Source organism: uncultured Roseobacter sp., assembly GCF_947499265.1.
In the GTDB taxonomy this organism is placed as follows: Bacteria; Pseudomonadota; Alphaproteobacteria; order Rhodobacterales; family Rhodobacteraceae; genus Roseobacter.
The window spans coordinates 1-14,069 of record NZ_CANMNK010000008.1 but is presented as its reverse complement, the minus strand read 5'-3'; the positions used below and the strand labels follow the sequence as shown (position 1 = coordinate 14,069).

Genomic DNA, 14,069 nt, shown 5'->3' with positions numbered 1-14,069 from the left:
GCGCCCCTCCCCCCAGATTAGTCCATCCGGCCCGCGATGTCGGGGCCGGATGGGATGGCCGATAGGGCCTTAGAAACCGGCGTTGATCGCCTGTGCCGCGTCGATGTTTTCCTGACCGACGTCGTCTTTGAACTGCTCCCAGACGGGTTTCATGGTCGCAACCCATTCCGCGCGGGACGCTTCATCCAACTGGCGCACAACGCCACCGGCCTCGATGATTGCGGCCTTGGCTTCTTCGTTCACGGAGGTGGATTCGGCATTTCGCGCCTCGGTCACTTCCGCCACAATGGTGGACAGTTGATCGCGCACATCCGCATCCAACGCATCCCACCAGTCGGTGGATGTCACAACCATGTAGTCGATGATGCCGTGGTTGGTCTCGGTGATACCGTCCTGCACCTCAAAGAACTTCTGGCCGTAGATGTTGGACCATGTGTTCTCCTGCCCGTCGACAACGCCGGTCTGCAGCGCGCCGTAAACTTCGGAGAAGGCCATCGGCTGGGGTGAGCCACCCAGAGCCGCCATCTGTGCCTTGAGCACGTCAGAGTTTTGCACCCGGAACTTCAGACCGTTGGCATCCGCGGGGCTGTTCAGTGCCACATTGGCGGACATCTGTTTCATGCCATTGTGCCAGAACGCCAGACCAATCAGCCCACGACGGGTCATCGATTCCTTCATCGCCTGACCGGTTTCGGAGTTCTGGAACGCGTCTACTGCATCAATGTTCTTGAACATGAACGGCAGATCGAAGATGCGGAACACCTTGGTGAACTGCTCGAACTTGGACAGTGAGGGCGCGGCCATCTGCACATCGCCCTGCAGCAGCGCTTCCAGCACCTGATCATCGTTGTAAAGCGTGGAATTCGGGAAGACCTCCATGCAGGCCTTGCCGTTCATTTCTTCGTTCACCCGTGTTTGCAGCAGGCTCGCCGCGATGCCTTTGGGGTGACGGTCGGTGTTGGTCACGTGGCTGAATTTGATGACGATCTCGCCATCATCGCAGGCCGCAGCGACGGCAGATGCGCTCACCGAAAGGGTCAGCGCCGTGAGGGCAGCAGTTACAATTCTCATGTGGTTTCCTCCCAGAAACTTTTTGGCTTTTCATTTTCTTGTCGGGCATCACGCGTTGGATGCGCTGTGGGATATCAAATAGCCCTTATTCGCGAAGGGCAAGCGTTATGAATTTCGCCCGCATATTTCAAGAAAAACGCTTACTTACCATAATGATACGGGGCGTATTGAAGGCAATTATCCGCTTGCAGCATTTCACCTGCGTGCGGGAGGCCGCACATCACCCCCATAATTTGTGCGAAAATCCGCACATTATTTCTCGCGATAATCTTCGGCTCGAATCCCGTAGCGGGTCAGTTTGTCGTAGAAGGTTTTGCGCGGCAGTTGCAGCGCTTCAGCGGCCACAACAGCGCGCCCTTCCGCACGACGCAATGCCTGTTCCAGCAGGCTCTGTTCCACCTGTGCCATCTGCTCCGCAAGGCCCAGGCTGGTATCGGGCGTTGCCTCTTCGGCCAGGCCCAGTGAGAACCGCATGGCCTCCGACATCAGCGCACGAGCATTCCCCGGCCAGTCCCGCGCCATCAATCCGGCAACCACCTGTGGGGTGATCTCGGGCGCACTCAGCCCCGCCTGCTCGCTGGCCTGCGCGACGTAGTGGCGAAAGAGGATCGGAATATCCTCTGGCCGCTCGGACAATGACGGGATGCGCACAGGGGTGACTTCAAGCCGATAATAAAGCTCCGAATTCAACTGCCCTGCCTCGACGCTGGCGGCCAGATCGCGGTTTGATCCGGCAATCACCCGGGTCTCTGTCCCATTCTCCAGCGCCTCCAGCAGACTGAGCTGCGCCTGCGCGGGCATTTGAGTGATCTCATCCAGGAATAGACTGCCAGAGCGCGCCTTTTCCAGCGCTTCGGAAAGCTCGGCGACATCCGATGCCGCTGCGGCCCGTTTGACAAACGGCGCTTTGGAGCGCGCGGAGCACAGGTGGATGACTTCTGCAACTTTCGAAATACCGGTGCCCGGCGCCCCGGTGACCAGCACTTCGGTTTCTGTCACGGCGACGCGGCGCACCCGCGCCCGCAGCCCTTCCGCAAGCTGTGACGCGCCGAAGAGCATGCGCGCAGCCGGATCACCGGTCTCGATCAACGCGCGCAACCGGCGATTGTCCAGCACCAGACGCCGCGTTTTCAAGGCCCGTTCCAGCACAGCCAGCAGGTCAGCGGGCGCGCAGGGCTTTTCCAGAAAATCAAACGCCCCCTGCCCGACAGCTTTCATGGCGGTGGGAATATCCCCCTCACCTGTGAGCAGGATGACCGGCAGATCCGCGTCCTGTGCGCGGGCATAGGACAACAGATGAAACCCATCGCGCCCGGGCATCCGCAGGTCCGAGAGGATCACCCCGTCAAAATCTGCCGTGATCAGGTCCTTGGCCGCCACGAAGGAGCCCGCGGTGACCGGCTCCAGATCCGCCAATTCGAGCGTCTGCGCCAGCGCATCACGCACGGCGGCATCGTCATCGACCAATAGAACGCGGGTGCTCATGCGGCTTTCTGTGCCGCCCATGGTTGGACTTCAACGGAAAAAAGCGCCCCGGGGTCACAATTGCGCACCCGGATTTCACCGCCAAAGCTCTGCATGATCCCGTAGGAGATCGACAGGCCCAGCCCCATGCCCTCAGACGCGCCAACCTCCTTGGTCGAATAGAACGGGTCGAACACCTTTTCCGGATCGCGCACCCCCGGCCCGGTGTCGCGGATATCGATGCTCAGCGGATCGCTCTGCGTGACAGAAACTGTCAGGCGCCGCGTCTCACTCTCGTTCATGGCATCCAGCGCGTTGGTCATCAGGTTTACAAAGACCTGGCCCAGGCGTACCTCGCCCCCTTTGACCCAGATGGGATGCCCGGCGCTTGTGTAGTCCAGGGTAACGCCCATCTCCGTGGCCCGGGCGCTGATCATCTCGACCGAACTGTCCAGCACGGCAACCAGATCGACGCGGGTCATCGGTTCGGTCTGCTGTGTGGAAAAGGCGCGCAGGTTCTTGATGATCCGGCCCATGCGGCGCGCCATATCCGATATCCGGCCCAGATTTTCGGTGGCCCGCTCGGGTTGGCCGCGGTCCAGAAACAGCCCTGCGTTTTCCGCAAAGGAGCGGATCGCCATCAGCGGTTGGTTCAATTCATGGCTGATCCCGGCGCTCATCTTGCCCAAAGCGCTGAGCTTGCTGGCCTGCACCAGATCGGCTTGCGCCCGCGCCAACGCGGTTTGCGCCTCCTTGCGCTCGCCCACTTCCTGGCGCAGGGCCGTGTTGATCTCCGAGAGGGCGGCGGTGCGGCGCGCCACCCGCTCTTCCAGCTGTGCATTGGCCCGCGCCAGCGCCCGCCGCCGTTCAGTGGCCAGAAACAGCATCGCGCCGAAAGCCAGACACAGCGCCGCAACAACCGTCGCCTGCAACTTGGCCAATTGGCGCGCGGGGGCCACATCCACCAGAACCTCTGCGGTCAGGCCGATCACTGGCAGATCGCGCACCAGATGCAGCGCATTTTTCGGCAAGTAGGGCCCCCAGCCCAATTGCCAGATCTCATGGCCGCCGGTTTCATAGCTGGCAAAGGGCGGCGCCTGACCAAAGGGCGGCGCCAGACCCGGGCCATCGGGCGGCCGCTGCCACAAGACCAGTTCCGACCGGTTCGTGACAAAGACCTTTCCCCCAGCATCGGTGAAAAAAACCGCCCGCAGCCCGCCGCGCCAGGCATCTTCGATCCCGTGCATCCCCACGGCGACCACCACAGCGCCCTGCACCTTGCCGCCCGGTCCAAAGGCCGGTGCCGCATAGTAAAACGCCCGCTGCACAAGCGGCGTGCCGATCCCGTGATCGCGGCCCAAGGCCCCCTGCATGGCGCGTTTGACGTAATCCGTATCGCCCAGGTTTGCGTCCGACAAGGCGCGCGCTGAGGCCTGTATCTGCCCCTCCAGATCGACATACATCACGTCAAGCGCATCGGCTTTGTCAGCCGCTTCCAGAAACAGCCGCCGGGCCGCTTCTACACCGCGCCCCTGCGCAAGCGCCGCACTATAAGGGTGATCTGCCAAAAAAACTGCGAGTTCCCGAAAGCGTTGCAACTGACCGACCAAGCGGTCACTGGCCAGCGTCAGGTCGCTTTGCCCCTGCCGCTCCAACTGACCCAGCGCCTGCAGATACCCATAGCGCCAGACCCCCGCAGAGGCCGCCGCCACCGCGCCCAGAAACATGGCTATGATCAGCACGCGGTGCATCAAACCCTTGGACATCAGCGCAAGTTTACAAACAGCCCCTTGCCTTGACCAGTGCCCTGACGGTTAAAGACATTTATGAAGACGCTGAACCAGTCCCCGCTCGACCCTGCTTTTGTGCAAGACCCCTATGCGCTCTATGCGCGTGTATTGGCGGATGATCCGGTGCAATATTGGCACGATTACGGGATGATGGCGGTCTTTGACGCCGCAACGGTGCAGGCCTTGTTGCGCGACCGTCGTCTGGGGCGGGCTGTGCCAGACGATCAGAAACACCCCTCGCCGGAGCACTTGCGCGGGTTTGATGCCGTTGAGCGCCACTCGATGTTGGATATGGAGCCACCCACCCACACGCGATTACGTGGTCTGGTGTTGCGGGCGTTCACCTCGCGACGGGTGAAGGCGCTGGCGCCCGACATCCACGAGATCTGTGACGATCTCTTGGCGGCCTTTCCAGAAGGCCCCTTTGATCTGATCCCTGCCTTTTGTACCGCCTTGCCCGTCCGCGTGATCGCGCGACTTTTGGGTGTACCGGAGGAGATGTCGGACAGCCTGTTGCGCTGGTCCAACGCAATGGTGGCCATGTATCAGGCGGGCAAAACCCGCGATACCGAAATTGCCGCCAATACCGCGGCGCTGGCGTTTACTGATTTTCTGGGCGGCTACATCGAAAAGCGGCGCAGCGATCCGCGCGACGATCTGATCACCCATCTGATCGCAGCGGAAGAAGACGGTGAAAAGCTCTCCCGGGACGAGATGATCGGGACCTGCATTCTGCTCCTGAATGCCGGTCACGAGGCAACGGTCCACACTCTGGGAAATGCGGTCAAGGCACTCCTTGAATACGAGATACCCCGCACTGCCCTCGCGCCCGATGCCATCGCTGACACGGTGGAGGAAGTTCTGCGCTTTGATCCGCCCCTGCACATATTCACGCGCTATGCCTACGAAGATATCGAGGTGCGTGGCCATCCGTTGAAAAAGGGCGCGCAGGTTGCGCTCATGCTGGGGGCTGCGGGCCGTGATCCCGCTCAGATCGAGGATCCGAACCGTTTTGACCCTTTCCGCACTCCCACACCCCACGCAGCCTTCGGGGGCGGGCTGCATTTCTGCGTTGGCGCGCCACTGGCAAGGCTGGAACTGCAAATGGGCCTACAGCGTCTCTTTGCCCATGTGTCGAACCTGAGACTTACTGAAAAACCACTTTATTCAAACAGTTACCATTTCCACGGCTTGCGCCATCTGCACGTCACACCCTGAGCCGCGATAGGCTCACATCAGCCACATACGCCAAGCATAAAAATGCGGCGCAAGCCGCGCCTTTGGATCACAGATCAGAGCGGCAGCATGGTGGTAGATTTGATCTCTTCCATCGACAGCAAAGCCGTCACATTGTGCACCCGCACCTCCGAGATCAGCGCCTGATAAAACGCATCATAGGCGCGCGCATTCTTCACCCGCACTTTAAGAATATAGTCGATATCTCCTGCCAGCCGGTGCGCCTCCTGCACTTCCGGTCTGTCACGCAGCGCTTTCAGAAACGCTGCCTGCCACTCTGCCTCATGCTCGGAGGTGCGGATCAGGACGAAGAAACATGCCTCAAATCCCAGTGCATCCGCATCGAGCACAACGGTCTGCTGCCCGATCACGCCCGCATCGCGCATTTTACGAATCCGATTCCACACCGGGGTCTTGGAGGAGCCCACCTGAGCCGCAATTTCGTCCAATGACTGGCTGGCGTCGCGCTGCAGCTCGCCAAGGATTTTCCGGTCTGTGTCGTCTATTCGAACGCTCATTCTGCAAAACCCCTTCTAAGCGGTCATTTGTTCCATTTCTCAACTAATTCAGAACACATGTTCTTATCAACCCGCAAACCTAGCGCAAATACGGGATTTTTTCCTATATTGAGCGGAAGAAACACGAAAGGCGCGGCCTCATGGACCATTTTCCGATCTTCCTGCGTGTCGAAGGACGCCGCATCGTCCTGTCGGGCGGGGGCGAAGCTGCCCTGGCCAAGCTGCGTCTATTGATGAAAACCGCAGGGCATATCACCGTCTTCAGCGCCGACCCGGCGCCGGAAATCTTGCATTGGGCCAAGGAGGCCAAACTGACCCTGATCCGCCGCGCCATGGCCCCGGGTGATGCGGTCTGTGCTGCCCTCTTCTATGCCGCAGATGAAGATGACGCGGAAGATGCACGCACCGCCGCCATCGCGCGGGCCGATGGCGCCTTGGTCAATATCGTCGACAATCTCGGCGACAGTCAGTTCATCACCCCGGCCATTGTGGACCGCGACCCGGTGACCATCGCCATCGGCACCGAAGGTGCGGCCCCGGTACTGGCCCGCGCCATCAAAGCCGATCTCGAAGCCCGCCTACCCGCCGCGCTTGGCCCCTTGGCGCGCATCGGCAAGAAATTCCGCAAAGTTGCAGAGGCTCTGCCCTTCGGACGTGCGCGCCGTGATTTCTGGCGCGCCTATTACTTCCAGGCAGGCCCCGATGCGATCAGCGGTGGCGAAACCGCGGTCAACCGCGCGCTCGATACCTTGCTCGCCGATCACCTGCAGCGCAAGGCGCGCGCCGGTCACGTGCATTTTGTCGGCGGCGGCCCGGGTGACCCCGATCTGCTGACGATGAAAGCCCGCCGGTTGCTCGATGAGGCCGATGTGGTGATCTACGACCGTCTGATCAGCAAACCCATCCTCGAACTGGCCCGCCGCGAGGCGGTGATGATCGATGTGGGCAAGGAAGCCTTTGGTCCTTCCACCCCGCAGGAAACCATCAACAATCTGATTGTTGAGCACGCCCAAAAGGGCGCGCAGGTGGTGCGGCTGAAATCCGGCGATGCGACGGTCTTTGGCCGTCTGGACGAAGAGATTGATGCGCTGGACGCGCAGCAGATCGCCTGGAGCATCGTGCCCGGCATCACCTCTGCCTCCGCCGCCGTGGCGGAAATCGGTCAGAGCCTGACGAAACGCGGGCGCAACTCCTCCGTGCGTTTCCTGACAGGCCACGACATGAAGGGCTTTGCTGATCATGACTGGGCGGCGCTGGCGCGCCCCGGAGAGGTCGCTGCGATCTATATGGGTAAGAAATCCGCGCGCTTCATCCAAGGCAGGCTGATCATGCACGGCGCGGACCGCCACACAGCCGTAACCGTTATCGAAAACGCGTCGCGCCCCGAACAACGCATTCTGGAGACGACACTCGACGCGCTGCCCAACGCATTGGCTGCAGCCGAGATGTCCGGCCCCGCGATTACCTTCTACGGTCTGGCCCCGCGCGCGGCGGCCGACGCGCTGCACCGGCACACCCCAGATGCACAACCAACCCTGCACCGACATGAAACTATGACACAGGAGGCTCTCTGATATGTCCAAGCCGTTCACCCCGAAAGTCGTGACCGCCAATGCCCTGCTCGAAGGTGATGTGATCTATCAGACCGCCACCGGTTGGACACGCGAGCTGGCCGAAGCAGAAGTTCTGACCGACGAGGCCGATGCCGACCTGCGCCTGATCGATGCCGCCCAGCAGATCGATGTGGTGGTGGGGGTCTATCTGGCGGATGTCGACACCTCCGGCCCGACCCCGAAACCCACCCATTTCCGCGAAGATTTCCGCGCCAAGGGCCCGTCCAACTACGCCCACGGTAAACAAGAGGCAGCCAGCCATGTATAATTACACAGACTTCGACACCGCCTTCATCAAGGAACGCAATGCGCAATTCCGGTCTCAGGTCGAGCGCCGCATCGACGGCTCCCTGACCGAGGATGAATTCAAACCGCTGCGCCTGATGAACGGGCTCTATCTGCAGCTGCACGCCTATATGCTGCGCGTGGCGATCCCCTATGGCACGCTGAACAGCCGTCAGATGCACGTGCTGGCGGACATCGCCGACAAGTGGGACAAGGGCTACGGCCACTTCACCACGCGCCAGAACATCCAGTACAACTGGCCCAAGCTGCGTGACGTGCCCGACATGCTAGACGCTCTGGGCGAGGTGCAAATGCACGCGATCCAAACCTCTGGCAACACCATCCGCAACGTGACGGCAGACCATTTCGCCGGCGCCGCGGCAGATGAAATCGCCGACCCGCGTCCTGTGGCGGAGCTCATCCGGCAGTGGTCCACCGATCACCCGGAATTCCAGTTCCTGCCGCGCAAGTTCAAGGTCGCTGTGACCGGCTCGCCGAATGACCGCGCCGTGACCAAGGCCCATGACATCGGGTTGCGCATGGTCGAACGCGACGGCGTTGCTGGCTTTGAAGTCATCGTGGGCGGTGGCCTTGGCCGGACCCCGATGATCGGCAAGGTGCTGCGCGACTTCCTGCCGCGTGAAGACCTGCTGCCCTACCTTGAAGCCATTGTCAGCGTCTACAACCTGCTGGGCCGCCGCGACAACAAGTACAAGGCACGGATCAAGATCACCGTGCACGAGAACGGGCTGGAGGATATCCGCGCCCGCGTTGAAGAACGCTACGCCCTGATCCGCCCGCAGTTCACTGGCGTGGACCAGCAGCTGCTGGCGGGGATTGAGGCGGATTTTGCCGCGCCCAAGTTCAAGACCAAATCGCTCGCCGCTTTTGAAGGCGCCTATACCAATGATCCGGTGTTCCGTTCCTGGGCGGATACAAACCTCAACGATCACCGCGCGCCGGGCTATGCGATTGTCTCGATCAGCCTCAAGGCCCACGGCGCCACGCCGGGCGACGCTTCCTCGGATCAGATGCGGGTGATGGCCGATCTGGCCAAGCAATACGGCCATGACGAGCTGCGCATCAGCCACGAGCAGAACGTGATCCTGCCGCATGTGCACAAATCCGACCTGCCTGCGCTTCATGCCGCGCTGAAGGAAGCGAAGCTGGCCACCGCCAACATCGGTCTGATCTCCGACATCATCGCCTGCCCGGGCATGGACTACTGCGCGCTGGCCACGGCCCGCTCGATTCCGATTGCGCAGGAGATCGCGACCCGGTTTGACGAGCTGAAGCTCGAGCATGACGTGGGCCCGCTGAAGATCAAGATCTCCGGCTGCATCAACGCCTGTGGGCACCACCACGTTGGCCATATCGGCATCCTCGGTCTCGACCGCGCAGGCGTGGAGAACTATCAGATCACGCTGGGTGGCGACGGCACCGAAGATGCGAGCATCGGCGAACGCGCCGGCCCCGGTTTCTCGGCTGATGAGATCATCCCGGCGGTCGAACGTCTGGTGCTGGCCTATCTCGATCTGCGTGCCGAGCCTGCTGAAACCTTCCTGCAGACCTATCGCCGCCTTGGGCTGGCCCCCTTCAAAGCCGCCCTCTACCCAGAGGCACAGGCCAATGCCGCTTGATCACCCTGCCTCCCGGCACGATCAGGCCCTGCGTGCCCAGGTGGCGCAGCTCAATGCGACGCTGCGCCACCATAGCGCGACGGACGTGCTGCGTGCCGCCTTTGATGCGGTGCCTGATCTGGCGCTGGTGTCGAGCTTTGGCGCGGAATCGGTGGCTTTGCTGCACCTGACGGCCATGGTCAACCGCGACGTGCCGGTGCTGTTTATCGACACGGAAATGCTCTTTGCCGAGACGCTGGTCTATCAGCAGGAGGTGGCGGAGCGCCTTGGTCTGCGCAACCTGCGGATCATCCGCGGTGACGCCATCCGCAACCTGGACCCCGATGGGACCCTGCACCAGCGCGACACCGATGCTTGCTGTGCCTTGCGCAAGACGCAGCCTCTGCAAGTGGCGCTGCAGCAGCAGGGTGGCTGGATCACCGGACGCAAGCGTTTCCAGTCGGGCCAACGCGCCGATCTGGAATTTTTCGAGGTGGAAGCAGGCACGACCCGCATCAAGGTCAACCCGCTCGCCTATTGGCAGCCCGGCGACGTGGCCGATTACATCGCTGAAAACCGCCTGCCGCGCCACCCCATGGTCGCGCAAGGCTATCCTTCTATCGGATGTGCGCCCTGCACTTCCCCCGTCACTGCTGGCGAAGACCCCCGCGCGGGCCGCTGGCGCAATTCAGACAAGGACGAATGTGGCATACACTTCCTCAACGGAAAAGCGATCCGCACAGGAGCCCCTTCATGAGCATTCTCGTTACCGACACCGGTTTTGCCAGCGATGACTGGGCGGAGCCCTTCATCACCCTAGATGCGGCCAATGACGCCAGCGCGCTGGATGTGCCCTCCGACGCCGATCCCAAGGCGATCCCGCTCTGCGACGGACTGCAGATGATCCGCGTGGATTTTCCCTCCTCAGCCGATGGGCGCGGTTTTACCATCGCCAGACAGCTGCGTCTGCGCGGCTTTACTGGACGTTTGCGCGCCAAGGGCCATGTTCTGGCCGATCAATACGCCATGGCGCGCCGCTCCGGGTTTGACGAGGTTGAGATCTCCGATGATCTGGCTGCCCGGCAACCGCAAGACCAATGGCAGTTCCGTGCCAACTGGCAGGACAATAATTATCAGGCACGACTGCGTGGCGCAGGTGCAACCAACGCCTAACGCGGCCGATTGACGCCTTTCCCCTCTCCATTCTTCTTTCTAAAAGGACTGCGCAGGTGTAAACCTGCGTTGACATCATTATGACCGAGCAAACCCCCGTGACCGAAGCATCCGCCTTAAAAATCCCGACGCTGCCCGACGCGCAGACCGTGACCGCTGTCCAGCATTGGACGGACCGCCTGTTTTCCTTCCGCGTGACGCGCCCCGCCTCGCTGCGGTTCCGCTCCGGCGAATTTGTGATGATCGGCCTGATGGGTGATCCGCACCCCGAGACCGGCAAGCAAAAACCGCTGCTGCGCGCCTATTCCATCGCCTCACCCTCCTGGGATGAGGAGCTGGAATTCTACTCGATCAAGGTGCAGGACGGCCCGCTGACCTCGAAACTCCAGCACATCCAGCCCGGCGACGAGATCATCCTGCGCCCCAAACCGGTGGGCACGCTGGTGCATGACGCGCTGCTGCCGGGCAAGCGCCTGTGGTTCTTTGCCACCGGCACCGGGTTTGCGCCCTTTGCCTCGCTGCTGCGTGACCCGCAGACCTACGAGGACTACGATCAGGTGATCGTGACCCATACCTGCCGCGATGTGGCGGAGCTGGAGTATGGTCGCCAGTTGATCGAAAACCTGCGCAAGGACGAGCTGATGCTGGAATTGCTGGGCGAAGAGAACCTGGCCAAGCTGACCTATTATCCGAGCACCACGCGCGAAACCTCACCCAAGATGGGCCGCATCACCACCCTGCTCAAGGATGGCACGGTTTTTGCGGATCTGGGCATCGATGGCATTTCCGCTGAGACGGACCGCGCAATGGTCTGTGGCTCCATGGGGCTCAATACCGATCTCAAGGAAATTCTGGAAGGTTTCGGGCTGGAAGAAGGTGCCAATTCCGATCCCAAACACTACGTGGTCGAGAAAGCCTTCGTCGGCTAAAGCGTTCAGCTTACAGTGATAAACGGCGCCCAACCGATTGGTCCGGCGCCGTTTTTGTTTATTCAACGCCCAAGGCGTCGCGCAATTGGGTCAAAGCGGCTTGCAACAGTTGGGGGTTGTCCTGCGCTTGTTTGACCGAATTTGCCAGCACCAGCTTTTGCGATGTGCCGAGGTCTGAGTTTTCGATCATCTCGTTGACCTTGGCAAAATCAAACCCTTCCACGGTCAGTGCTTCCGCTTGCTTGGCCTCGTCCACGGCGGCCACGGTATCCTCCGCGACACCATCTGCGGCCTCAGCCGTCGAACTCGTACCTTCGGTGACTGTCTCGGTGGCTGTTTCCGTCACGGTCTCGACAGTTTCAGCACCTTCCACCGCTGTCTCTTGGGCTGCGGTGCCTGCGTCCTCGGTCAGCGCCGTAACGCTTTCCTGCAGGTCAGTCGCGGCCTCACTTGCGGCGTCCAGCGCCTGTTCGGCGGTTTCCGTGGCCGTATCCACAACCTCCGTCGTCGCCTCAGAAACGGCAGTCGCCGCATCCTGAGCCACATCAGCAGCCCCTTCCGCCGCCTCTGTGACTGTCTCGGTCACCGCATCCGCAGCCTCGCCTGCGGTCTCAGCCAGCGTTTCGGCAGCCTCAGGTGCTGTTTCAAACGCCTCGGCAGCCTCTTCCGTCGTATCGGCTGCGTCTGTTTCCGTCGTATCCAGCGTCAAATCGTCTGACGCCTGCTCGGAATACAACAGATATCCGCCCCCGATGATCACGGCGGCCACCAGAATCCAAATGATGTTTTTCATTACGAGTCTTCCCTCTGTAACTGTCCGGCACGCGACACCGGACGATATTATGCGTGGTGATGGCAATTGTACCTCACTGGACAAACCAACAAGGGGGAAAACAGTTCCAATCGACCCATATCAGCCTAATTTGCGGCTTGAAGTGGCGCTTTCACGCGGTTACTTTACACATCCATATTTATGAACAATTCAAGGACGAACACCATCGCTCGCAGACCCCATAACGCACCGCCACAACGAGAAACCGGCCCGCGCGTCAACGAAAAAATCCGAAGCTCTGAAATTCGCCTGATTGGCGCAGACGGTGAAAACGTCGGTGTTGTAACACCGGACCGCGCCATGGATATGGCGGATGAGGCGGGTCTGGATCTTGTGGAAATCTCGCCGAATGCCAACCCGCCGGTGTGCAAGATCATGGATTTCGGCAAGTTCAAATACGAGACGCAAAAACGCGAGGCCGAAGCGCGCAAGAAGCAGAAGATCATCGAGATCAAAGAGGTCAAGTTCCGCCCGAATACGGACACCAATGACTACGATGTGAAAATGCGCAACGTGTTCAAGTTTCTCGACAATGGCGACAAGGTGAAGATCACGCTGCGGTTTCGCGGGCGTGAAATGGCGCACCAGAACCTGGGCCGCGAGCTCTTGGAACGCGTGGCTGAGGACACCAAGGATGTGGGCCGGGTGGAGAACTTTCCCAAGATGGAAGGCCGCCAGATGGTCATGTTGATCGGGCCGCTGCCGAAGTAATCCGGCTGATGCTGTGAAAAGGTTGTTCGCCCTGTTCAGATCGGACGGGGCGTTTTCATTTGGTGCGCTACTGAGCTCCTAACGATCCAATGCCCGCAACCCTTTAGGAGTGTTTTAGCCTGGACAGGACGCACTCTACACGTTCTGCGACAGGCACTTTTGGCAACAGGCAAGTGTCATAGCCCAACGCCTCCAGCGCGGCTTCCAGTCGCTGGTATTCTTCCTTTGCAGCAGTCAGATCGTGGCGGCGGTCATCATCCTGTGAAAAGATCTCCGGCCAGGGCGGCGCAAGAAAGACGGCGCTGTCGTAATGGCGGTGCGCCCCGAGGGTCTGGCGATAGGGCAGACCCGTCGCATGGTCCAGCGCCACGGCGGCATCAACCACCCCTCGATCAAAGAAAACAAGACCCTTTTGGTTGCGCATCACGGCAAGATCTGAACGCGCCACCTCCAACGCCCGCTCAGCAAATGCGGCTCCGTCAACCCAAGGCAATGCGCGTCCGGTGCCCGCTCTTTCTTCTGCCAGAATGCGGCGCCCGGGTTCCGCGACGGTGGCATATCCGCGACCTTCGAGTTCATTCAGAAGCGCGGTTTTACCACCGCCCGAACATCCCGTAATCAAAACGAACCTGTTCAATGTGGTGTCTGCTCCCAATGATGCGCAGGCTATTATTCCCACCACAACGATGTTAACGCAAACAGAAACGGTAACGGATCATGATCCGAAATCCGCGAGTGCTGCATCTAATGCATCACCCTCTAGCCCCCCGGCCCCTGCCCCGCGCGAAGCGGCGGGGCGGGGGTGTGTGTTTCAGGCCGCGGCCTCTG

At 60.8% G+C, this 14,069-nt stretch carries 14 protein-coding genes; 8 read left to right on the top strand and 6 right to left on the bottom strand.

Annotated features, from left to right (window positions below; translation table 11 throughout):
* Positions 1 to 69: 69 nt before the first annotated feature.
* From Q1A63_RS20650 to Q1A63_RS20640, 3 genes are all read right to left on the bottom strand, one after another.
* The gene (locus tag Q1A63_RS20650; RefSeq protein WP_298976061.1) at positions 70 to 1,071 is read right to left on the bottom strand and encodes a DctP family TRAP transporter solute-binding subunit; all 1,002 of its coding nucleotides are present in this window, start codon (positions 1,069 to 1,071) and stop codon (positions 70 to 72) included.
* A 252-nt stretch (positions 1,072 to 1,323) separates the two neighbouring features.
* Positions 1,324 to 2,556 (bottom strand): sigma-54 dependent transcriptional regulator, encoded by a 1,233-nt coding sequence (locus Q1A63_RS20645; protein WP_298976062.1) that lies wholly within the window; start codon positions 2,554 to 2,556, stop codon positions 1,324 to 1,326.
* A complete protein-coding gene (locus Q1A63_RS20640) occupies positions 2,553 to 4,301 on the bottom strand; it encodes an ATP-binding protein (RefSeq protein ID WP_298976063.1) in 1,749 nt (582 codons plus the stop codon). The genes Q1A63_RS20645 and Q1A63_RS20640 overlap by 4 nt, the downstream gene beginning before the upstream one ends.
* A gap of 60 nt (positions 4,302 to 4,361) precedes the next feature.
* Between Q1A63_RS20640 and Q1A63_RS20635 the strand changes: the two genes are divergently transcribed.
* Complete coding sequence (locus Q1A63_RS20635; RefSeq protein ID WP_298976064.1) at positions 4,362 to 5,543, top strand: cytochrome P450; 1,182 nt, start codon at positions 4,362 to 4,364, stop codon at positions 5,541 to 5,543.
* Positions 5,544 to 5,617: 74 nt separating this feature from the next.
* Here the strand turns inward: Q1A63_RS20635 and Q1A63_RS20630 are convergent, their stop codons facing one another.
* Positions 5,618 to 6,079, bottom strand: a complete 462-nt coding sequence (locus Q1A63_RS20630) for an Lrp/AsnC family transcriptional regulator (protein WP_298976065.1) — start codon at positions 6,077 to 6,079, stop codon at positions 5,618 to 5,620.
* 140 nt (positions 6,080 to 6,219) lie between these two features.
* Here Q1A63_RS20630 and cysG point away from each other — a divergent pair, with 140 nt between their 5' ends.
* The 6 genes from cysG (at position 6,220) to Q1A63_RS20600 (ending at position 11,698) form a co-directional block, all read left to right on the top strand.
* Entirely contained in the window at positions 6,220 to 7,653 is a 1,434-nt protein-coding gene (gene cysG / locus Q1A63_RS20625; RefSeq protein WP_298976066.1) for a siroheme synthase CysG, read from the top strand.
* 1 nt (position 7,654) lies between these two features.
* Complete coding sequence (locus tag Q1A63_RS20620) at positions 7,655 to 7,960, top strand: DUF2849 domain-containing protein (protein WP_298976067.1); 306 nt, start codon at positions 7,655 to 7,657, stop codon at positions 7,958 to 7,960.
* A complete protein-coding gene (locus Q1A63_RS20615) occupies positions 7,953 to 9,617 on the top strand; it encodes a nitrite/sulfite reductase (RefSeq protein ID WP_299632424.1) in 1,665 nt (554 codons plus the stop codon). Before Q1A63_RS20620 ends, Q1A63_RS20615 begins: the two co-directional genes overlap by 8 nt.
* Entirely contained in the window at positions 9,607 to 10,353 is a 747-nt protein-coding gene (locus Q1A63_RS20610; protein ID WP_299632423.1) for a phosphoadenylyl-sulfate reductase, read from the top strand. Before Q1A63_RS20615 ends, Q1A63_RS20610 begins: the two co-directional genes overlap by 11 nt.
* A complete protein-coding gene (locus Q1A63_RS20605; protein WP_298976070.1) occupies positions 10,350 to 10,769 on the top strand; it encodes a DUF934 domain-containing protein in 420 nt (139 codons plus the stop codon). The genes Q1A63_RS20610 and Q1A63_RS20605 overlap by 4 nt, the downstream gene beginning before the upstream one ends.
* An 80-nt stretch (positions 10,770 to 10,849) precedes the next feature.
* Positions 10,850 to 11,698 (top strand): ferredoxin--NADP reductase, encoded by an 849-nt coding sequence (locus tag Q1A63_RS20600; protein WP_298976071.1) that lies wholly within the window; start codon positions 10,850 to 10,852, stop codon positions 11,696 to 11,698.
* Between the two features lie 58 nt (positions 11,699 to 11,756).
* On the opposite strand, the gene Q1A63_RS20595 is transcribed toward Q1A63_RS20600, so the two are convergent.
* Positions 11,757 to 12,491: a translation initiation factor 3 gene (locus Q1A63_RS20595; RefSeq protein ID WP_298976072.1), complete on the bottom strand. Its 735-nt coding sequence runs from the start codon at positions 12,489 to 12,491 to the stop codon at positions 11,757 to 11,759.
* Between the two features lie 180 nt (positions 12,492 to 12,671).
* Here Q1A63_RS20595 and infC point away from each other — a divergent pair, with 180 nt between their 5' ends.
* Positions 12,672 to 13,241, top strand: coding sequence for a translation initiation factor IF-3 (gene infC, locus Q1A63_RS20590; RefSeq protein ID WP_298976073.1), 570 nt, complete (start codon positions 12,672 to 12,674; stop codon positions 13,239 to 13,241).
* A 103-nt stretch (positions 13,242 to 13,344) separates the two neighbouring features.
* On the opposite strand, the gene Q1A63_RS20585 is transcribed toward infC, so the two are convergent.
* The gene (locus Q1A63_RS20585; protein ID WP_298976075.1) at positions 13,345 to 13,878 is read right to left on the bottom strand and encodes an AAA family ATPase; all 534 of its coding nucleotides are present in this window, start codon (positions 13,876 to 13,878) and stop codon (positions 13,345 to 13,347) included.
* Positions 13,879 to 14,069 lie beyond the last annotated feature (191 nt).